This window comes from Microbacterium phyllosphaerae, assembly GCF_050628115.1.
Taxonomy (GTDB): Bacteria; Actinomycetota; Actinomycetes; order Actinomycetales; family Microbacteriaceae; genus Microbacterium; species Microbacterium phyllosphaerae_A.
Window position 1 is genome coordinate 2,622,318 of sequence record NZ_CP192502.1, and the last position, 20,172, is coordinate 2,642,489.

Here is a 20,172-nt window from a genome sequence, read left to right on the forward strand (position 1 = left end):
GGCCCTTCTCATGTGCGCGGGTCGTCTCAGCCGCCGATGGCGACGTTCGTCGTCGAGACGGGCTCGTCGTAGATGGCGGCGATCTCGTCGGCGAAGTCGCTCATGATGACATTCCGCTTGATCGAGAGCTTGGGCGTCAGGTGCCCGGATGCCTCGGTCCATTCGCTGTCGAGGATCGTGAACTTGCGGATCGACTCGGCCCGGGAGACGCGGGCGTTGGCGGCATCCACCGCCTTCTGGATCTCGGCGCGCACCGCATCGTTCTTCGCGGCGACCGCGAGCGACATGTCCTTGTCGAGTCCGGCGTTCGCGAGCCACGTCGGCAGCATCTCGGAGTCGAGCGTGACGAGCGCCGAGATGAACGGGCGCTGGTCGCCGACGACGACGACCTGGCCGATGATCGGGTTCGCACGGATCGGGTCCTCGAGGGCGGCCGGTGCGACGTTCTTGCCGCCCGCCGTGACGATGATCTCCTTCTTGCGGCCGGTGATCGTGAGGAAGCCCTCGGAGTCGAAGCTGCCGATGTCGCCGGTGTGGAACCAGCCGCCTTCGCTGAAGGCCTCCGCAGTGGCCTCGGGATTGTTCCAGTACTCCTTGAACACGTTGATGCCGCGCACCTCGATCTCGCCATCGTCGGCGAGTCGCACACCCACGCCGGGCAGAGCGGGGCCGACGGTGCCGATCTTCGACTTGTCGGCGAGGTTCACGGTCGCAGGGGCCGTGGTCTCGGTGAGGCCGTAGCCCTCGAGGATCACGACGCCGAGGCTGTGGAAGAAGTGACCGAGTCGCGCGCCGAGCGGAGCAGAACCCGAGACGGCGTAGACGATCCTGCCGCCCATCGCTTCGCGCAGCTTGCTGTAGACCAGCTTGTTGAACAGTGCGAACTTGAGCCGGGTGCCGAACGGGATGCTCTTTCCCTCTTCGACCAGCTTGGAGTGCTGGATCGCGACGTCGGCCGCCGCGCGGAAGATCTTGCCCTTGCCGCCGGCCTCGGCCTTCTGCTCCGCCGAGTTGTACACCTTCTCGAACACGCGCGGCACGGCGAGGAGGAAGGTCGGCTTGAAGGAGCCGAGCGCAGGCAGCAGCTGGCGGGTGTCGGGCTGATGACCGGTGCGGACGCCCGCGTGGATGTTCAGGATCGAGATGAAGCGCGCGAAGACGTGCGCGGTCGTGATGAACAGCAGCGTCGAGGAACCGGGAGTCTGCACGACCGCATCCAGCGCCTTGGCGGAGTTGCGGGAGAGCTCGACGAAGTTGCTGTGCGTGAGCACGCAGCCCTTGGGGCGACCGGTGGAGCCGGACGTGTAGATGAGGGTGGCGATGTCGGAGCCGACTGCGATGTTGCGGAGGCGCTCGATCTCGGCGTCCGGCACGGACGCTCCCTGCGCGGTGAGTGCGTCGATGGCTCCGAGGTGGAGCTGCCACACCTCGCGGAGCAGCGGGAGGTCGCCACGGACCTCGTCGAGTCGGGCGAAGTGCTCGGGGGATTCGACCATGACGGCGATCGCGCCCGAGTCCTCGAGGATCCACTGGATCTGCGACGGCGAGCTGGTCTCGTAGATCGGCACCATCACCGCGCCGGCATAGAAGAGCGCGAAGTCGACGAGCGTCCACTCGTAGGTGGTGCGAGCGAGGAAGCCCACCTTCTCGCCTGGCTGGATGCCGGCTGCGACGAAGCCCTTCGCGAGAGCGATGACCGCGGTCTGGAAGTCGGCGGCGGAGATGTCGCGCCAGCCCTCTCCATCCGGGACGGCGAACAGGGGGCGATCCGGAGTCGCCTCGACGCGCTTGGCCAGCAGGTCGGCGATGTTCGCATCGGGATCGGCGGGGACGACGGCGGGGACTTCAAACTGGACCACGGCAGCTCCTTCGGTACCGGTCGGGCACTGGGTTGCACACGAGTCTAGGGCATGACACCGGGTCGCACATCAGATGAGACTCAGTCGCCTTTCGTGGTCGACCTGAGGCAGGCGCTGGTGTATCGCGATCGCGGCGCTAGACTTCACCTCGATGTTCTACTGGCTGATGAAGTACGTCGCGATCGGACCCGTCGTCAAGGCCGTCTTCCGACCGTGGGTGGTCGGGCGTGCGAACATCCCGGCGAACGGCGCGGCGATCCTCGCCAGCAACCACCTCTCGTTCGCGGACTCGATCTTCCTGCCGCTCATGATCGATCGCCCCATGTCGTTCCTCGCGAAGAGCGACTACTTCACCGGGCGCGGGATCAAGGGCTGGGCCACGAAGTTCTTCATGAAGGCCACCGGTCAGATCCCGATCGACCGCTCGGGTGGCAAGGCGTCCGAGGCGTCGCTGAACACCGGCCTGCAGGTGCTGGGACGGGGCGACCTCCTGGGCATCTACCCTGAGGGCACCCGCAGCCCCGACGGGCGTCTCTACCGCGGCCGTACCGGCATCGCCCGGATGGCCATGGAGGCGAAGGTCCCCGTCGTCCCTGTGATCATGGTCGACACAGATACAGCGATGCCGATCGGCCAGCGACTGCCGCGCGTGGTCCGCGTCGGGATCGTCATCGGAGAGCCCCTGGACTTCTCGCGTTACGCGGGCATGGAGAACGACCGATACATCCTGCGCTCCGTCACGGACGAGATCATGGTCGCCCTCCAGCGGCTGGGCGAGCAGCAGTACGACGACGTCTACGCGTCGACCGTGAAGGACCGTCTCCCGGTGCGCGTCACACGGCGCTCCTGAGGCATCTCGGCTCCGCCGCGCGCACTAGGCTGGACTTCATGCTCCAGCACCACATCGACGCGCTTGACGCGTGGCGCTCGCTCCCGATCAAGCAGCAGCCTCAGTGGCCCGACGCCGAGCGCGTCTCCGAGGTCTCGACGCAGATCGCAGCGCTTCCGCCCCTGGTGTTCGCCGGCGAGGTCGACAACCTCCGCGACCGTCTCGCACGCGCAGCATCCGGGCGGGCCTTCCTGCTCCAGGGCGGCGACTGTGCAGAGACGTTCGCCGGCGCCACCGCCGATCAGATCCGCAACCGGATCAAGACCGTCCTGCAGATGGCGGTCGTGCTGACGTATGGCGCATCGATGCCCGTCGTGAAGATGGGCCGCATGGCCGGTCAGTTCGCCAAGCCCCGCTCCAGCGACACAGAGACCCGCGGCGACGTCACGCTGCCCGCGTACCGCGGCGACATCGTGAACGGCTACGACTTCACCGAGGGTTCGCGTCGTGCCGACCCGGGCCGTCTGCTGCAGGGGTACCACACCGCCGCCTCGACGCTGAACCTCATCCGTGCCTTCACGCAGGGTGGCTTCGCCGACCTCCGCGAGGTGCACTCGTGGAACAAGGGCTTCGCACAGAACCCGGCGAACCAGCGCTACGAGCGCATGGCCGCCGAGATCGATCGCGCCATCAAGTTCATGGAGGCGGCCGGCGCCGACTTCGACGAGCTCACCCGGGTGGAGTTCTTCACGGGCCACGAGGGTCTGCTGATGGACTACGAGCGGCCGATGACACGCATCGACTCCCGCACGGACACGCCGTTCAACACCTCGGCGCACTTCCTGTGGATCGGTGAGCGCACGCGCGAGCTCGACGGTGCTCACATCGACTACTTCTCGAAGATCCGCAACCCCATCGGCGTCAAGCTGGGCCCGACCACGACGCCCGAGACGGCTCTGGCTCTGATCGACAAGCTCGACCCGAACCGTGAGCCCGGCCGACTGACGTTCATCACGCGCATGGGAGCAGGAAAGATCCGCGACGCTCTGCCGCCGCTGCTCGAGGCCGTCCGCGACTCGGGCGCGCAGCCGCTGTGGGTCACCGACCCGATGCACGGCAACGGCATCACGACACCCACCGGCTACAAGACGCGTCGCTTCGACGACGTCGTCGACGAGGTGCGCGGCTTCTTCGAGGCGCACCGCGCCGCGGGCACGTTCCCCGGCGGCATCCACGTCGAGCTCACCGGCGACGACGTCACGGAGTGCCTCGGCGGATCCGAGCACATCGACGAGGCCGCGCTCGCGACTCGCTACGAGAGCCTCTGCGACCCGCGTCTGAACCACATGCAGTCGCTCGAGCTGGCTTTCCTCGTGGCTGAGGAGCTCGAGAAGCGCTGACCCGCACCTCTGATAGACGAACCGCCCTTCCCGAGATCGGGGAGGGCGGTTCGTCTTTGCTGAGTCGTACGCGACTCCGCAGTCGCAGGCGCGACGCGCGGATCAGCCGCTGAGCTGGATCGAGAGCTTGACGTTGCCGCCGCGGGGGAGCTGCTTGTCGGCTCCGGGATCCTGGGCGGTCACGCGCGCCAGGTCGGCGAATCCGGGCAGATCGCCCCACGCGGCGTAGCTCGATGTGAAGCCGGCGTTTTCGAGGATGCCCTTGGCCTCGACGAGGGTCTTCCCCGAGACATCCGGAACCGGGAACAGCTCCGGCCCCTTCGAGACGATGAGCTGCACAGTGTCGCCGGGACGCCAGTTGCCCTCTTCGGCGCGATCTGCGACCCCGACGACGAGGTCCTTCGCGACAGACTCGCTGAAGACGGACTGGACGTCGCCCGCGACCAGAAGCTGCTTCTCGGTGAGTGTATTCGTCGCCTGGTCCACCGACATGCCTGACACGTCGGGGAAGGCTCCGGCAGAGACGTAGAGCTCGACAGTGTCGTCCTCGAGCAGCTCGCAGCCCTCGGCGCAGGGATAGACCTCGCCGCCGTCGCGCGGAGTGACGAAGGCGTTGATCACCCGCCCGGCATCGGCATCGGAGAACAGCACCAGAGACGTCTCGGTCGTGTTGACCTTGATGCCCGACAGGTAGTCGCGGGCCTCCTGCTCGGTCTTGCCGTTGAGGGCGTCCGCCGTGTGCGAAGCGGGGCCGACGGAGATGTAGACAGTGACCTCGGTGCCCTTGTCGAGTCGCTCGCCTTCATCGGGATCGGTGCGGATCGCCTGATCCCGCGCGACATCGATGGAGTTCTCCTCACCGCGGACGGGAACGAATCCTTCTGCGGTCAGGGCGTCGGCTGCGGCCTCGTAAGACAGCCCTGCGACACCCGGTACGGCGACGAGGGAGCCGGGCCCGGACCCGAACCACCAGCCGACGCCGCCGGCGACGGTCGCGAGGAGCAGGACGAGGGTCAGCAGGAACGCTCCGCGTGCGCGACGTCTCGAAGATCGGCGACGCAGGAGGGTGGCATTGTCGACGGCTTCCGCAACCGGGGCCGTCGGGTCGGCGATCACCATCGTGTTCGGCATGACCTTCGTCAGGTCGGCCGAATCGGCCTGAGAGCGCTGCGACGTGGTCGCGGCAGCGACGGCCGGTGCGATGCCGAGGCCTCGCTCGATCTCGCGCAGGCGCTCGAGCATCTGCCCGGCATCGTCCGGACGCTCGTCGGGGGACTTCTCGGTCGCCCACAGAACGAGCTCGTCGAGCTGCTCGGGAACTCCGGGGTTGCGCACACTCGGGCGCGGCACGGACTCGGTCGCGTGCTGGAAGGCGATCTGCATGGGCTGCTCGCCCTTGTAGGGCTGCTCGCCGACGAGCATCTCGTAGAGCATGATGCCGAGTGCGTAGATGTCGCTGCGGGCATCCGCGGTGCCTCGGGTCACGAGTTCTGGGGCGAGGTAGGCGATCGTCCCGAGAAGCTGCTGCCCGGTGGCGGTGTTCGCGGTCGTCGCCCGCGCGAGCCCGAAGTCGCCGATCTTGATGCGACCGTCCTCGGCGAGCAGCACGTTCTCGGGCTTGACGTCGCGGTGGACGATTCCGGCGCGATGGGCGGCGGAGAGACCGGCGAGCACCGCATCCATGATCGTGATGGTCTGGGGGATCGTGAGCCGCTTCTGCTCGCGTAGGAGCTCGCGCAGCGTGATTCCGGGGAGGTACTCCATCACCAGGTAGGCGAGTTCGCCGTCCTGGCCCTGGTCGAACACGTTCACGACGTGCGGGTCGGCCAAACGAGCGGCTGCACGTGCCTCCTGGATGAAGCGGCTCTGGAAGGCCGAGTCGTCGCTGAGGTGTGCGTGCATGACCTTGAGCGCGATGCGTCGCTCGAGCCGGAGATCCGTCGCCACATACACGGTGGCCATGCCGCCGCGTGCGATCCGGGCGCGTACCCGATACCGACCGTCGACAAGCCGCCCGATGAGGGGGTCGGCCCGCTGATTGGTCGTCACGTCAAGATTCTATGGAGAACTGCCTGAAAGCTTGGGGAGCGGCTCACCCCTGGACCCTGCGGGTTTGCCCGGAAGAGGGTCACCCGTGAAGGCCGAGCCACTGGTAGGCCTGGGTCTCCCACTGGCCATAGCGCTCGGGGTAGGCCGAGATCTGCACCGCCTGCGCGGCATCCGTGAATCGCATGCCCTCCCAGCCGGTGATGTCGAGAAGGCCCCGGGAGCCCTGCCCGTTGGGGTCGGATGCACCGCCGAAGAACACGCGGGTGCTTCGGTCGGCGTCGATCGCCTGCTCCGGTGTTCCCCAGCCCATGCTCGGCCGCTGTTGGAACAGTCCCAGTGAATCGCGGTCCCCCCACGAGAGGTTCCGCAGGCTGGACTCGACCATCGCTGTCGCGAGGGCGATGGCGATCCCGCGGTCGGAGACACCGAGATTCCGCCCGACACTGATGATCAGGTGGGCGTTTGCGGCCTGCTCCGCATCGAGATTCGCGAACAGCTGGGCGGCTGGCGCGGTGGCAGCGGCGGGCGCCGGTGCCGGTGCGGTGACCGCGGCGGCACCGGCGACGACGATGCTCTGCCCCGGGTAGATGATCGAGCCCGAGCTCAGTCCGTTCATCGCGTAGAGCTGAGCCACCGACGTGCCGTAGCGCTGAGCGATCCCGAAGAGCGTGTCGCCCGCGACGACGGCATGCGTCTGCCCACCCGTCGCCACCGGGGCGGGGGCAGCGGGGGCGACGGCGGCCGGTGCGGGCGTCGACGTTCCCGAGAGCGCGAGCTGCTGGCCGGGGTAGATGACGGATGCTCGGGTGAGGCCGTTCGCCGCCAGCACGGCGTCGACGCTCGTGCCGTACCGCTGCGCGATGCCGAACACCGTGTCGCCCGCGGCGACCACGTGGGTCGCCGTCGCGGGGGCTTGAGCCGGGGGAGCGGCCGGTGCCACGGGCGCGGACGCCCCGGCGAGCGACAGAGTCTGCCCCGGGTAGATGACGGATCGCCAGGTGAGCGCATTCCACGTGAGCACGTCGACCGTACGAAGGCCGAAGCGGTTCGCGATCGACGAGATCGTGTCGCCCGGCTGCACGGTGTAGGCGGCGGGGGGCGCCTCTGCCGTCTTGACCTGAGTGGCGCTCGACTGGAGCCGTTCGATGGGCGGCGTGACGGCGTCTGCGGACGCGGGCACGACGGCGATCGCGCCAGACAGGGTGCCCAGCACCGCGGCGGGCACTCCGAGCTGGAGATAGCGCGTTCGGCGCGCGACAGCATGCGTTCTCAAGGTGGTCTCCCTTGTTCGGCGTCTGCCCACGCTGACACGTATGTATACGGAAGTCAACAGAAGTGACGAGAGGTGCCATTGTGACCAATGGGACGAAAGTAACTTGAGGGGCGGCTGAAATGCGGCGGCCGCGAAGAGATGAGATAGTTGCAACGTGTCTGTTCCGTCTGAAAGCAAGCCGTCTGAAACCTCGCAGTCCGAGACCGCGTCCGAGAACAGCGTGAGCGCTCCCGGCGTCACCGCCACCGAGTGGCTGACGATGCCCGACCTGGTCGAGGTCCTCGACGAAGCGCTGGGCCGTGTGCGCCGACTCATCGACGAGCATTACCTCATCGGGTCGCGTCGCTCCGGTGTGTTCGCGGTTCCGTCGATCTTCATCGTCGACGGTCAGCCGCTGTCCTCGCTGCGCGGCACGATCATCGTGCTGCAGGACGCAGGTTTCAGCGACGACGAAGTCATCGACTGGCTGCTCGCCCCCGAGGAGGAGCTGGGTCGTTCGCCGATCGACGCACTCCTCGCGGGCCACAAGAGCGCGGTCCGCCGCGTCGCCCGCACGCTCGCCTGAATCGGCGAGCCCGACCGGCGTCAGTGAGCTCGACTGCGTCAGCGAGCGGACTCGGAGCCGCGTTCAGGCTGACCGGACGGTCGCCGCACGCGCGAGATCGCGCAGGTCGCCCACGGCCGCATTGTCGAGACGCGCACCGGAGAGCGCGCGGTCGGCATCCTTCGCGTAGTCGTCGATCATGCGTTCGACACGATCGAGCGCTCCGGAACCCGAGATGGTCGCCTGGAGGAACGCGATCTGCTCGGTTGTGAGGTCCGGGTCGCCGAGCATCTCGTCGAACAGATTGCGCGCCGACGTGTCGAGGGTCTCCCTGGTGAGCGCGACGAGAACCGTCCGCTTGCCCTCACGCAGATCGTCGCCCGTCGGCTTCCCCGTCACCGCGGCATCCCCGTAGACCCCCAGAACGTCGTCACGCAGCTGGAACGCCATGCCCACGGGGTGGCCGAACCGGCGCAGGGCGTCGAGCTGATCGTCGGCGCCGCCGGCGATCGCCGCACCGAGGACCAGGGGCTGCTCGATGCTGTAGCGCGCGGACTTCAGCGAGACGACGCGCAGGGCACGCTCGACATGGGAGTCGGTCGCGTGGACGCTCCACGCCGACTCCTCGGCGATGTCGAGGAACTGGCCGACCGTGACGTCGCGGCGCATGCGACCGTATTCGCGGCGCACGGCCGCGGCATGGGGCAGCGGATCGATCGCGTCCTCGAGCAGGTCGTCGCTCCAGGCCACGAGGAGGTCGCCGAGGAGGATCGCTGACGAGCGACCGAACGCCGCCGCGTCGCCGACCCACCCGGCCTCACGATGCGTCGATTCGAGCGCCCGGTGAGCTGCGGGGCGACCGCGGCGGGTGTCGGAGTTGTCGATGAGGTCGTCGTGCACGAGGGCGGCCGACTGGAAGATCTCCAGAGCCGCGCAGACGTCCCAGAGGGCGGTCGATTCCTCGGCGTCCCGGTCTCTGAATCGAGCGACGGCCTGCCAGCCCGCATGGCAGAAGCGCGCGCGAAGGCGCTTGCCCCCGACGAGGGTGTCGGCCGCCGACTCGAGCAGGCCCATGGCGTCCGGCCCATAGTCGATCGATTCCTCCCTCATCCGGTCGAGGAAGAGTCGCAGGCGAGCGGCGACGGCGTCGGAGACGAGTGTGGGGGACGGCACGACTCCCAGCATACGTAAAGCCAAACGGGGGCCTTACGGCTAGCCCCGACCGACATACCGCGCGTAGAATGGACGGACGATACCCGAGGGGGACGAAATGCCACTCTCCGAACAGGAGCAGCGTCTGCTCGACGAGATGGAACGCCATCTCCTCCACAACGACGCCGACGTCGTGAGTGCGCCATCAGGTGACCGCGCACTCAGCTACCGCAATCTCGTGTACGGAGCTCTGCTGCTCCTCGCGGGTGTCGGTGGATTGATCGTCGGTGTCGTGCTCGGTGACGTGTGGGGCGTCGTGGTCGGCGTCATCGGATTCGCCGCGATGCTCGGCGGCGTGATGCTCGCCGTCACCCCGGTTCGCAAGCCCCTCTCCGCCGTTCCCCGTGAGCGGGCACCCAAGCAGAAGAGTTCGGCATCCTTCATGGATCGCATGAACGACCGATGGGATCGCCGCCAAGACGGTCAGTGACCCCCTCCTCTTCCTCGAAGGCCCGGATGCTCTGAGCATCCGGGCCTTCGTCGTTTCCGGACCCGGGCGCCGGTGAGGAACGGTTGTGTGCTCGTGAGCGAGCGCTTTCTGCTGCTGGTGCTCCACCGTCCTCCACTTGCCCTCCACCTCTCTCCACCGCGTGATCACGCGGAACTTCGGTGTGCCTTCATCCGCTCAGGCCGTCAATCCGAGGATTGACCGTAGGTTTGTGGAGGAAAGTGGAGTAAAGTGGGGCTCACCTCGAGTTGGCCGGACGCAGAGGGGGTGATGGCTGATGTTGCTGGGAACGCATTCTCCGAAGTTGGACGACAAGGGACGGGTCATCCTTCCCGCGAAGTTCCGCGAAGACCTCGGTGGCGGCATCGTCGTCACGCGAGGCCAGGAACGCTGCCTCTATGTCTTCAGCACGGCCGAGTTCGAGGCGATGCACGAGCGGATCCGTCAGGCACCGCTCGCGAACAAGCAGGCGCGTGACTTCATGCGTCTGTTCCTCTCCGGTGCGAGTGCGGAGATGCCAGACAGCCAGAACCGCATCACCATCCCCGTGCACCTTCGTCAGTACGCGGGCCTGCAGAAGGAACTCATCGTCACCGGTGTCGGCGCCCACGCCGAGATCTGGGATGCCGAGAGCTGGAACACCTACCTCGCAGCCGGCGAGGAGACATATGCCGATCTCGAGCAGGAGGTGATCCCGGGACTGTTCTGACCACGGCTGTGATGCCCCGCCGCTCCTGCCCCGACACACTTCCCCGGTGCCGGGTCGAGAAGCGGAGGGGGATCAGGGCCCTGGTCTCCGACTTACAGAGGTCACCCGAGAAAGATCATGAACCTCCGCGACATCCACACCCCCGTATTGCTCGAGCGCTGCGTCGAGCTGCTCGCTCCCGCCCTGCAGGCCGACGGAGCGGTGCTCGTCGATGCCACTCTCGGCATGGGCGGGCACTCCGAGGCTCTGCTCGAGCGCTTCCCGAACATCCGTCTGGTCGGTCTCGACCGCGACACCGACGCGCTGCGCATCGCGGGGGAGCGGCTCGCCCGCTTCAAGGACCGGGTAACGCTCGTGCACACCGTGTACGACGAGATCGGGCTGCACGCCCAGGGCGCGGCCGGCATCCTCTTCGACCTCGGCGTGTCATCCCTGCAGCTCGACGAAGCCGACCGCGGCTTCGCCTACTCGAAAGATGCTCCGCTGGACATGCGGATGGATCAGACGAAGGGCGTCACCGCCGCAGAGGTCATCGCGACCTACAGCGAAGGCAACCTCCGTCGCATCTTCGAGCGCTACGGCGAGGAGAAACTGGCCGGCCGCTATGCGCGATTCATCATCGCCGCACGCGACAAGCAGCCGATCACCCGTTCGGGAGAGCTCGTCGAGATCCTTCAGGCCGCCACTCCTGCTGCGGCTCAGCGCGCAGGGCACCCCGCGAAGCGCGTGTTCCAGGCTCTGCGCATCGAGGTCAACGCCGAACTCAACGTCCTCGCCGACGCGATCCCCTCGGCCATGGACGCACTCGCCGTCGGCGGACGGATCGTCGTGATGTCGTATCAGTCGCTCGAGGACCGACTCGTGAAGCAGGCCTTCGCCGCAGGTGCGGCGTCGACCGCGCCACGGGGCCTGCCCGTCGAACTGCCGGAGCACGCGCCCCGCTTCAAGATCATCACCAAGGGTGCCGAGCTCGCCGATGACGACGAGCGCGCCAGGAACCCCCGTGCGATCCCGGTGCGACTGCGGGCTGCCGAGAAGCTGCGGGAGACCTCATGAGCTTGAACGCGCTGGCACCCCGGCCCCACTCTCAGCCTGACGCACCGTCGCGCGCGCCGCGTCGCCGCCTCGAGCCGGTCACGGGAACGCCGGCCCGCCGCAGGCCGAAGCTCGCCTATGCGCTCATCGCCGTCGCGGGTGCGATGGCGATCGGAGCCGTGCAGATCGGCCTGTCGCTCGCGATCACCCAGGACTCGTTCACGCTGGCGAGCCTCTCGTCCGAGCAGCACGAGCTGGACCTCCGCACGAATGCGCTGCAGGAGGACCTGACCGGTCTGAGCTCGCCGCAGTCCCTCGCGACGGGAGCCGCCGCGCTCGGCATGGTGGTCGCCGGCTCGCCGGCCTATCTGCGTCTCAGTGACGGCGCCGTGTTCGGCCAGGGGACAGGCGCGGTCGGAGCATCGACCATCGACCCGAACGGCGCAGGCGCGGTGAGCAACGCGCTGCTGAACGACGTGCCGGTCAACGCCTCCACAGAGGATGACGCCACGCCGGACGGCACGCCGGACGGCACGCCGGACGGCACTGCGGAGCAATCCGCCGAGGAGCTCCCGCCGGCCATCACCGACGGGCTCCCGAGCCCCAGTACCCGCTAGCCGGATCCACCGACCATCAAGACCTGACGGAGAGAGTCCATGACGACACGAGCCACCCGGACGCCCCGGCGACGCACGGTCGTCGCGCTGGCCGTGATCCTGTCGATCCTCGCCGCCTTCGTCGTGCGCCTGGTCGACATCCAGGTGGTCAAGGCCGACGAGCACGTCGCCCAGTCGTTGGAGTTCATCGCGCACGGCACCGCCATCCCCGGGCAGCGCGGATCCATCGTCGACGCGGACGGCGCGGTGCTCGCCGAGAGCGTCAACGTCTATGACGCGCAGCTGAGCCCTCAGGTGATCCGCCTCCTCGAAGAGGACGAGAAGAACCCTCCAGAGCTTCCATGGGCCGAGGCCTCCACCCGCATCGCCGAGATCATGGGACTCGATGCCGAGAAGCTCCGCGCCGATGTGGCCGCGGCGCTGGCCGCGAACCCCGACTCCCAGTACCTTCCGCTCGTGAAGGGCCTCAGCACCGAGAAGTACATCGAGCTGCGTGACCTCAAGATCTCCTCCTACCTCACGATGAAGCCGCGCGAGGTGCGGGTCTACCCGAACGGTGCCGTCGCCGGAAATCTCCTCGGATTCCTCGACGGAGCGGGTACAGCGCAGGCCGGCATCGAGAAGATGGACGAGAAGTGCCTCGCACCGACGAACGGGGAGGAGTCGTACCGCACCGGCAAGAACGGCGTGGTCATCCCCGGCAGTGAGAGCAAGGTCGACGCCGTCGACGGCGGCGCCGTGCAGCTCACCATCAACAGCGATCTGCAGTGGTACATGCAGCAGATGATCGCCGAGGAGGCGCAGACGCAAGGCGCGAAGGGAGGCACGGTGACGGTCGTGGAGGTCGCCACCGGAAAGATCCGGGCGGCCGCGGAGTGGCCGACCATGGACCCCAACGATCTGGATGCCTCGTCGTCCGACACATGGGGCAGCAAGCTCTTCACCTACCCGTTCGAGCCCGGCTCCACGTTCAAGGCGGTCACCGCCGCGGCGATCATGGAGAACGCCGGCGTGACCATGACGAGCCCCACGGTGTCGGCATCGTCGAAGGAGAAGTTCGACAACGGTGCCGTGATCAACGACGCGTTCGTGCACCCGACCTTCCAGTACACCCTCGCCGGCGCGCTCATCGACTCCTCGAACGTGGCGCTGTCGAAGTTCGGCACCATGGTGAGCCCCGATGTGCGTTACGACTACCTGCAGCGCTTCGGCGTCGGCACCAGGACCGTCGACTTCCCGGACGAGGCCGGCGGCCTGCTGCACCCCACGAGCGAGTGGGACAACCAGTCGCTGTACACGACCACGTTCGGACAGTACTTCACCGTCACCGCCCCGCAGCTCGCCGGCGCGTACCAGGCCATCGCGAACGGCGGGGAGAAGATCGGCCTGTCGCTGATCGAGTCCTGCACGACGCCCGACGGCACGGTCGTCACCCCCGAGGCGGCGGCGCACGACCAGATCATCAAGCCCGAGACCGCCGCCGACCTGACGCGGATGCTCGAGAACGTCGCCGTCCAGGGCGGCAACGCCGAGCGCATCCAGGTTCCCGGCTATCGCGTGACAAGCAAGACCGGTACCGCGCAGATCCCGGACGGCAACGGCGGATACAAGGCGGGCGTGTACTACACGAGCATGGTGGGCTTCGCTCCCGTCGATGACCCGCAGTACGTCGTCGTGGTGACCCTCGACGAGCCGACTAGAGTTACATCGTCTGCTGCTACCGCGTCGGCCTTCCAGAAGGCGATGACCCAGACCATGAAGACCTACCGCGTGATGCCGTCCTCGACTCCGATGGACGCACTGCTTCCCAAGTTCGAATAGACGGCGCCCCGCCGCGCCTGGAGACGTCATGATCGCCCTGTCGCTTGCTGAGATCGCCACCGTCCTCGGGGGTGATCTCCGACTCGCCGGTACAGCGACGGCCGAGACTCTCGTCGACGGCGTGGTCGACACCGATTCGCGCAACATGGCGCCCGGATCCGTCTTCGTCGCGAAGCCGGGGGCCGAGACCGACGGTCACCGCTTCGTCGGATCCGCACTGGCCGCCGGCGCCGCGCTCGCCATCGTCGAGCATCCGGTCGACGACGAGATCACGCAGATCGTCGTCCCGAGCGCCGTCGGCGCCCTCGCCGATCTCGCGCGAGAGGTCGTGGCGCGCGTGCGTGCCGAGGGGCATCTCAAGATCGTCGGCATCACGGGGTCGAACGGCAAGACGACGACCAAGAACTTCCTGGCGCGCATCCTCTCCGGCGAGGGAGAGACGGTCGCGCCCGTCAACTCGTTCAACAACGAGGTGGGCGCTCCGGTGACCATGCTGCGGATCACGCACGACACGCGGTTCCTCGTGAGCGAGTTCGGTGCGGACGCGCCGGGCAGCATCGCTCGCCTCGCGGGCCTCGTGGAGCCGGACATCGCCGTGGTGCTGATGGTCGGCATGGCGCACGCCGGAGGCTTCGGCGGCATCGAGGCGACGGCGAAGGCCAAGTCCGAGCTCGTCTCGGCCGCCATCCCCTCGGGGACCGCCGTGCTCAACGTCGACGACCCCCGTGTCGCGGCGATGCGCGAGCTCGCGGTCTCGCGCGGCATGCAGGTGGTCGGCTTCGGTCAGAGCGCCGCGGCGGATGTGCGGGCCCATGACCTCGAGGTCACCGCATCGGGCACCTCCTGTGTGATCGAGGCCGCGGGGGAGCGGCTCCCGCTCCGGCTGCAGGTCCTCGGTGCGCATCACGTCGGCAACGCTCTGGCCGCCATCGCGGCTGCACGTGTGCTGGGCGTCTCGACGGCAGACGCGATCGCCCGTCTCGAGACGGTCGAGATCGCCGAGCGCTGGCGCATGCAGCCGATGGGCAACGAACGGGTGCGCATCATCAACGACGCGTACAACGCGAGCCCCGACTCGATGGCCGCGGCGCTGCGCACCCTCGCGCAGATCACCGGCCCCGACGAGCGGACGGTCGCCGTGCTCGGTGCCATGAGCGAACTCGGCGAGACGGCGGGTGAGGAGCACGACAGGATCGGTCTGCTCGCCGTACGGTTGAACATCCAGCGGATCGTGGTCATCGGCCCCGAGGCCCGCCGCCTCTTCATCTCCGCGATCGGCGAGGGCTCGTGGGACAGCGAGGCCGTGTTCTTCGCAGATCAGGATTCCGCGTTCGAGTACCTGCGAGGCGAGCTGCGCGACGGCGACCGCGTGCTCGTGAAGTCATCCAATTCCGTGGGGCTCCGGCACCTCGGCGATCGTCTGGGAGAATTGTTCTCGTGAGATCTCTCATCATGGCGGCCGCCATATCGCTCGCCTTCACTCTCTTCCTGACTCCCGTCTTCCTCCGGCTCTTCCGGAAGTGGGGCTGGGGGCAGGTCATCCGCACGCCCGAAGCGATCGAGAACCCGAGCCACGAGGCGAAGCGGGGAACCCCGACGATGGGCGGCGTGATCTTCATCGTCGGCACCATGGTCGGCTACTTCACCGGGACATACGTCGGCGGCGGGACGCCCTCGACATCGGCGCTCCTCGTCATCTGGCTGATGGTCGGATTCGGTGCCGTCGGCTTCATCGACGACTACATGAAGGTGCGCAGTCAGCGCAGCCTCGGGCTCTCGGGTTGGCGCAAGATCATCGGCCAGCTGCTGGTGATCATCCCGTTCGGCATCATCGCCCTGAACTTCCCGAATTCGTACGACCAGACACCGGCATCCGGCTCGATCTCGCTCTTCCGCGACATCCCCTGGCTGAACCTCTTCGCCTTCGCCGCGATCCTGGGCTGGGCTCTGTACCTGCTGTGGATCTCGGTCATCGGCGTGGCGACGTCCAACAGCGTCAACCTCACGGACGGTCTCGACGGCCTCGCTGCGGGAGCAGGAGTCATCGTCGTCGGCGCGTACAGCCTGATCGCCTTCTGGCAGTTCAAGCAGTCCTGCGTCGGCGAAGGCGTCGAATCGGCGGCCATCGGCGGATGCTACGAGGTGCGCGATCCGTTCAGCCTGGCGATCATCGCCGCGTCGTTCGCCGCCAGCCTCATCGGCTTCCTCTGGTGGAACGCCCCCAAGGCCAAGGTCTTCATGGGCGACGTCGGCTCGATGGCGATCGGCGGCGTGATCACCGCCATGGCGATCCTCACGCGTACCGAGCTGCTGCTCTTCGTGATCGCCGGCGTGTTCGTCCTCGCGTCCGGCTCGGTCATCCTGCAGCGTGCCTACTTCAAGGTCACTCGGGGCAAGCGTCTGTTCCTGATGAGCCCCTTCCACCACCATCTCGAAATGCGCGGGTGGTCAGAGGTGACGATCGTCGTCCGGATGTGGATCATCGCAGGACTCCTCGCCGTCTCGGCCGTCGGACTCTTCTACGTCGAATGGCTCACGCGTGTCAGCTGAGTCCAGGCTTGCGACGCTGACCAGCTGGCGCTCCGACTGGTCGGGTCTGCGGGTCGCCGTGCTCGGACTCTCGATGACCGGCTTCTCGGTGGCCGATACGCTCACCGAGCTCGGTGCCGATGTGCTCGTGCTCAGCGAGTCGGCCGAGCAGGAGTACGCCGACCTTCTGCCCGTGATCGGAGCGCGCCTCGAACTGGGTTCGCTCGCCGAGGTGCCCGGGTCGCTCAGCGACTTCGCACCAGAGGTCGTCATCGCCTCTCCCGGGTTCTCTCCCACGCACCCCGTGATCCGGTGGGTGCAGGAGTCCGGCATCGCGATCTGGGGTGACATCGAGCTCGCCTGGCGCATCCGAGACAAGGTCACGCGCGCCGACGGCACTCCGGCCGACTGGGTGCTGATCACCGGCACCAACGGCAAGACCACCACTACGCAGCTGACGGCATCCCTCCTCGTCGAGGGCGGGCTGCGTGCGGCCCCGTGCGGAAACATCGGCGTGCCGGTGCTGGACGCCGTGCGCGACCCCGAGGGCTTCGACGCGCTGGTCGTCGAGCTCTCCAGCCACCAGCTCTGGTACCTCGGGCAGTCCAGCGCAGAGGGGCAGCTCTTCCCGCACGCGTCGGTGTGCCTGAACCTCGCGGACGACCACCTCGTATGGCACGGCAGCGCCCAGGCGTATCGCGACGCGAAAGCGATCGTCTATCGCAACACCCGCGTCGCCTGCGTCTACAACAAGGCCGATGAGGCCACCCGGCTCATGGTCGAGGAGGCCGAAGTCGTCGACGGCGCACGCGCCATCGGATTCGACCTCGGCATCCCCGGGCCGAGCGACCTCGGTGTGGTCGAGGGGCTGCTCGTCGATCGGGCGTTCCTCGACGATCGCGCGACCAGCGCTCTGGAGCTGACGACGGTCGCCGACCTGCAGTCCGTCGGCCTCGCCGCGCCGCACATCGTGCAGAACATCCTGGCGGCCAGCGCACTCGCGCGTTCGCTCGGGGTGGAGCCCGAAGCCATCCACACAGCCCTCCAGTCCTTCCGACTCGACGAGCACCGCATCCAGGTCATCGCGCGCCACGCCGGCATCACCTGGGTCGACGATTCCAAGGCGACGAATCCGCACGCCGCGGCCTCGTCGCTGCGTGCATACCCCGGCGCGGTCTGGGTCGTCGGAGGAGATCTGAAGGGCGTCGACATCGCCGATCTGGTCGCATCCGTCGGCTCGACCGCCCGCGCGGCCGTCGTGATCGGTGTCGAGCGCACGTCCGTCGTCGCGGCATTCGAGCGACACGCGCCGGGGGTGCCGGTATTCGAGGTGGATGCTGGCGAGACTGGTCACGTCATGAATCGCGTCGTGGAGATCGCCGCGGGGATCGTCGAGGGCGAGGGCACAGTTCTGCTGGCCCCCGCAGCGGCATCCTTCGATCAGTTCTCCAGCTACGCGGATCGCGGACACCGCTTCGCCGAGGCGGTGCGGGACTGGATAGACCGGGGGAGCGCCGATGACGCAGGTCGCACGCCCCCCTCGGTCTGAGCCCGGGCGCACTTCCTCCGGGGGCCTCGCCGCCCGCGTCTCCCTCGGGAGGCGTTTCACACCGGTCTCGACCGAGTTCCTGATGATCGCGTCGGCTGCCCTGATGCTGACGATCTTCGGACTCGTGATGGTGCTGTCGGCGACGAGTGCGACCGCTGTGTCCAAGGGTGAGAACCCGATGGACGGCGCGCTGCGCCAGGGGATCTTCGCCGTGCTCGGCATCCCGCTGATGTTCCTGATCTCGCGGCTGCCCATCGCCTTCCTCAAGCGTATGGCGTGGCCGGCGCTGTTCGGCTCGATTGCCCTGCAGATGCTCGTCTTCACACCTCTCGGCATCGAGGACGGCGGTAACCGCAACTGGATCATGATCGCCGGGTTCACCCTGCAGCCGTCGGAGTTCCTGAAGCTCGCGCTCGCGCTCTGGGTCGGATACGTCCTGCTGCGCAAACAGACGATGCTCGGCACCTGGCACCAGGTGTTCATCCCGGTGGTTCCGGTCGGCGCCCTCGCGATCGGCACGGTCATCGCCGGAAAAGACCTCGGCACCGCGATGGTGCTGGTCATCGTGCTGCTCGGCTGCCTGTTCTTCTCCGGCGTGAAGCTGCGGCTGTTCATCCTGCCTGTGCTGCTCGGCGTCGTCGCGGTCATCGCCCTCGCCGTGACGAGCCCGGACCGCATGCGACGCATCACGGCGACGTGTTCCGACATGTCGGCGTACACGGGCGACTGCTACCAGTCGATCCACGGGATCTGGGGCATGGCCTCCGGCGGCATCTTCGGCGTCGGTCTCGGCAACTCGCAGGAGAAGTACGGGTGGCTGCCCGCCGCCGGCAACGACTTCATCTTCGCGATCGTGGGCGAGGAGCTCGGGCTGATCGGCTGCATCGTCGTCCTCGCGCTCTTCACTCTCTTCACGGTCGGCGCCTTCCACATCATCCGCAAGACGGACGACCCGTTCATCCGCGTCGCAGCCGGTGGCATCACCGTCTGGATCACGGGACAGGCCGTGTTCAACATCGGCGTCGTCATCGGGCTGTTCCCCGTCATGGGCGTTCCGCTGCCTTTCATGTCGCAGGGCGGCACGGCGCTCCTCGCGGTGCTCATCGCCTGCGGCGTCCTGCTGTCCTTCGCGCGCACTCTCAAGGTCCCCGAAGCACGTGCGGCTGAGCGGACCCCCTCGGCAGGGCGGGGTAGGGTCACACGGTGACCACGTACCTTCTCGCCGGCGGTGGAACCGCCGGTCACGTCAATCCCCTGCTCGCCGTCGCCGACGGGCTGCGCGCCCGCGATGCCGATGCGACCGTCTTGGTGCTGGGCACGGCGGAGGGACTCGAGTCTCGGCTCGTCCCCGCCCGAGGATATGAGCTCCTCATCGTCGACAAGGTGCCGTTCCCTCGCCGTCCCAACAGGCAGGCGGCGGCATTCCCCGGCCGTTTCCGTCGTGCGATCGCCCAGGTGCGTGCGCACATCCGCACGCACGGCGTCGACGTCGTGGTCGGCTTCGGCGGATACGCCTCGGCTCCTGCCTATGTGGCAGCCCGCCGAGAGGGTGTGCCGTTCGTCGTGCACGAGGCGAACGCCAAGCCCGGCCTCGCGAACGTGCTGGGTGCGCGTCGCGCCGCGGCGACCGGAGTCGCCTTCGGCGGCACGAAGCTGCGCGGCGGCGAGGTCGTCGGCATGCCGCTGCGCCGCGAGGTTATCGAGCTCGACCGCGCTGCCGCCCGCGACGAGGCCGCAGAGCACTTCGGACTCGATGCCTCTCGTCCGGTCCTGCTCGTGTTCGGCGGATCGCTCGGAGCTCAGCGCCTGAACGAGGCCCTCGCCGACTCCTGGGGCGACGTCCTCGCCGCAGGATGGCAGTTGCTGCACGTCACGGGCGAGCGCAGCGACCTCGCCGACCCCGACGTGCCCGGCTATGCGCTGCGCCGCTACGTCGACCGCATGGATCTCGCGTTCGCCCTCGCCGACCTCATCGTCTCGCGCTCCGGGGCGGCGACGGTCAGCGAGATCAGCGCGCTCGGCATTCCCGCGCTGTATGTGCCGTACTCGGTGGGCAACGGCGAGCAGCGGCTCAACGCGGCATCCGCCGTCGCCGCCGGCGCCGCACGTCTGCTCGACGACGCCACCTTCGACGGCGGCGCCGTGCGACGCATCGTGATACCCGTGCTGAAGGATCCGCAGCGGATCTCGGCGATGGCGGACGCTGCCGGTCAGGTGGGCACGCGCAGCGGCACCGAGAATGTGATCGCGCTCGTGGACCGAGCTCTCGGGCTCGTCTGAGTCCGCCGCAGACACGGC

17 protein-coding genes are annotated in these 20,172 nt (G+C 67.9%); 13 read left to right on the forward strand and 4 right to left on the reverse strand.

Annotated elements, in window-relative coordinates; genetic code table 11:
* Positions 1 to 26 precede the first annotated feature (26 nt).
* Positions 27 to 1,859 carry an AMP-dependent synthetase/ligase gene (locus ACQ4LY_RS12415; protein ID WP_431071923.1) on the reverse strand — a complete coding sequence of 611 codons (1,833 nt, stop codon included), beginning with the start codon at positions 1,857 to 1,859 and terminating at the stop codon, positions 27 to 29.
* 151 nt (positions 1,860 to 2,010) lie between these two features.
* Between ACQ4LY_RS12415 and ACQ4LY_RS12420 the strand changes: the two genes are divergently transcribed.
* Both ACQ4LY_RS12420 and ACQ4LY_RS12425 read left to right on the forward strand, forming a co-directional pair.
* Positions 2,011 to 2,709, forward strand: coding sequence for a lysophospholipid acyltransferase family protein (locus ACQ4LY_RS12420; protein ID WP_056311564.1), 699 nt, complete (start codon positions 2,011 to 2,013; stop codon positions 2,707 to 2,709).
* Positions 2,710 to 2,747: 38 nt separating this feature from the next.
* Positions 2,748 to 4,088, forward strand: coding sequence for a class II 3-deoxy-7-phosphoheptulonate synthase (locus ACQ4LY_RS12425; protein WP_056306963.1), 1,341 nt, complete (start codon positions 2,748 to 2,750; stop codon positions 4,086 to 4,088).
* A gap of 102 nt (positions 4,089 to 4,190) precedes the next feature.
* Here the strand turns inward: ACQ4LY_RS12425 and pknB are convergent, their stop codons facing one another.
* Positions 4,191 to 6,137 carry a Stk1 family PASTA domain-containing Ser/Thr kinase gene (gene pknB, locus ACQ4LY_RS12430; protein WP_431071926.1) on the reverse strand — a complete coding sequence of 649 codons (1,947 nt, stop codon included), beginning with the start codon at positions 6,135 to 6,137 and terminating at the stop codon, positions 4,191 to 4,193.
* A 79-nt stretch (positions 6,138 to 6,216) separates the two neighbouring features.
* Positions 6,217 to 7,410, reverse strand: a complete 1,194-nt coding sequence (locus ACQ4LY_RS12435; protein WP_431071928.1) for a LysM peptidoglycan-binding domain-containing protein — start codon at positions 7,408 to 7,410, stop codon at positions 6,217 to 6,219.
* Positions 7,411 to 7,669: 259 nt separating this feature from the next.
* On the opposite strand from ACQ4LY_RS12435, the gene ACQ4LY_RS12440 reads away from it, so the two are divergent.
* On the forward strand, positions 7,670 to 7,975 hold the full coding sequence (locus tag ACQ4LY_RS12440; RefSeq protein ID WP_431075680.1) for an Rv2175c family DNA-binding protein: 306 nt from the start codon (positions 7,670 to 7,672) through the stop codon (positions 7,973 to 7,975).
* 63 nt (positions 7,976 to 8,038) lie between these two features.
* On the opposite strand, the gene ACQ4LY_RS12445 is transcribed toward ACQ4LY_RS12440, so the two are convergent.
* Complete coding sequence (locus ACQ4LY_RS12445) at positions 8,039 to 9,139, reverse strand: polyprenyl synthetase family protein (protein ID WP_431071930.1); 1,101 nt, start codon at positions 9,137 to 9,139, stop codon at positions 8,039 to 8,041.
* 85 nt (positions 9,140 to 9,224) lie between these two features.
* On the opposite strand from ACQ4LY_RS12445, the gene ACQ4LY_RS12450 reads away from it, so the two are divergent.
* The 10 genes from ACQ4LY_RS12450 to ACQ4LY_RS12495 all read left to right on the forward strand — a co-directional run bounded on the left by ACQ4LY_RS12450 (position 9,225) and on the right by ACQ4LY_RS12495 (position 20,154).
* Entirely contained in the window at positions 9,225 to 9,596 is a 372-nt protein-coding gene (locus tag ACQ4LY_RS12450; RefSeq protein ID WP_431071932.1) for a DUF3040 domain-containing protein, read from the forward strand.
* Between the two features lie 295 nt (positions 9,597 to 9,891).
* Entirely contained in the window at positions 9,892 to 10,323 is a 432-nt protein-coding gene (gene mraZ / locus ACQ4LY_RS12455) for a division/cell wall cluster transcriptional repressor MraZ (RefSeq protein ID WP_056306971.1), read from the forward strand.
* Positions 10,324 to 10,440: 117 nt separating this feature from the next.
* Positions 10,441 to 11,379: a 16S rRNA (cytosine(1402)-N(4))-methyltransferase RsmH gene (gene rsmH, locus ACQ4LY_RS12460; RefSeq protein WP_431071934.1), complete on the forward strand. Its 939-nt coding sequence runs from the start codon at positions 10,441 to 10,443 to the stop codon at positions 11,377 to 11,379.
* The gene (locus ACQ4LY_RS12465; RefSeq protein ID WP_431071936.1) at positions 11,376 to 11,975 is read left to right on the forward strand and encodes a hypothetical protein; all 600 of its coding nucleotides are present in this window, start codon (positions 11,376 to 11,378) and stop codon (positions 11,973 to 11,975) included. Before rsmH ends, ACQ4LY_RS12465 begins: the two co-directional genes overlap by 4 nt.
* 39 nt (positions 11,976 to 12,014) lie before the next feature.
* Positions 12,015 to 13,796, forward strand: a complete 1,782-nt coding sequence (locus tag ACQ4LY_RS12470; protein WP_431071938.1) for a peptidoglycan D,D-transpeptidase FtsI family protein — start codon at positions 12,015 to 12,017, stop codon at positions 13,794 to 13,796.
* A gap of 28 nt (positions 13,797 to 13,824) precedes the next feature.
* The gene (locus ACQ4LY_RS12475; RefSeq protein WP_431071940.1) at positions 13,825 to 15,237 is read left to right on the forward strand and encodes a UDP-N-acetylmuramoyl-tripeptide--D-alanyl-D-alanine ligase; all 1,413 of its coding nucleotides are present in this window, start codon (positions 13,825 to 13,827) and stop codon (positions 15,235 to 15,237) included.
* Positions 15,234 to 16,346: a phospho-N-acetylmuramoyl-pentapeptide-transferase gene (gene mraY / locus ACQ4LY_RS12480; RefSeq protein WP_056306980.1), complete on the forward strand. Its 1,113-nt coding sequence runs from the start codon at positions 15,234 to 15,236 to the stop codon at positions 16,344 to 16,346. The genes ACQ4LY_RS12475 and mraY overlap by 4 nt, the downstream gene beginning before the upstream one ends.
* Positions 16,336 to 17,874 carry a UDP-N-acetylmuramoyl-L-alanine--D-glutamate ligase gene (gene murD, locus ACQ4LY_RS12485; RefSeq protein WP_431071943.1) on the forward strand — a complete coding sequence of 513 codons (1,539 nt, stop codon included), beginning with the start codon at positions 16,336 to 16,338 and terminating at the stop codon, positions 17,872 to 17,874. Before mraY ends, murD begins: the two co-directional genes overlap by 11 nt.
* The gene (gene ftsW / locus ACQ4LY_RS12490) at positions 17,843 to 19,081 is read left to right on the forward strand and encodes a putative lipid II flippase FtsW (protein ID WP_431071945.1); all 1,239 of its coding nucleotides are present in this window, start codon (positions 17,843 to 17,845) and stop codon (positions 19,079 to 19,081) included. The genes murD and ftsW overlap by 32 nt, the downstream gene beginning before the upstream one ends.
* Positions 19,078 to 20,154, forward strand: coding sequence for a UDP-N-acetylglucosamine--N-acetylmuramyl-(pentapeptide) pyrophosphoryl-undecaprenol N-acetylglucosamine transferase (locus ACQ4LY_RS12495; protein WP_431071947.1), 1,077 nt, complete (start codon positions 19,078 to 19,080; stop codon positions 20,152 to 20,154). Before ftsW ends, ACQ4LY_RS12495 begins: the two co-directional genes overlap by 4 nt.
* The last annotated feature ends 18 nt before the right edge of the window (positions 20,155 to 20,172 follow it).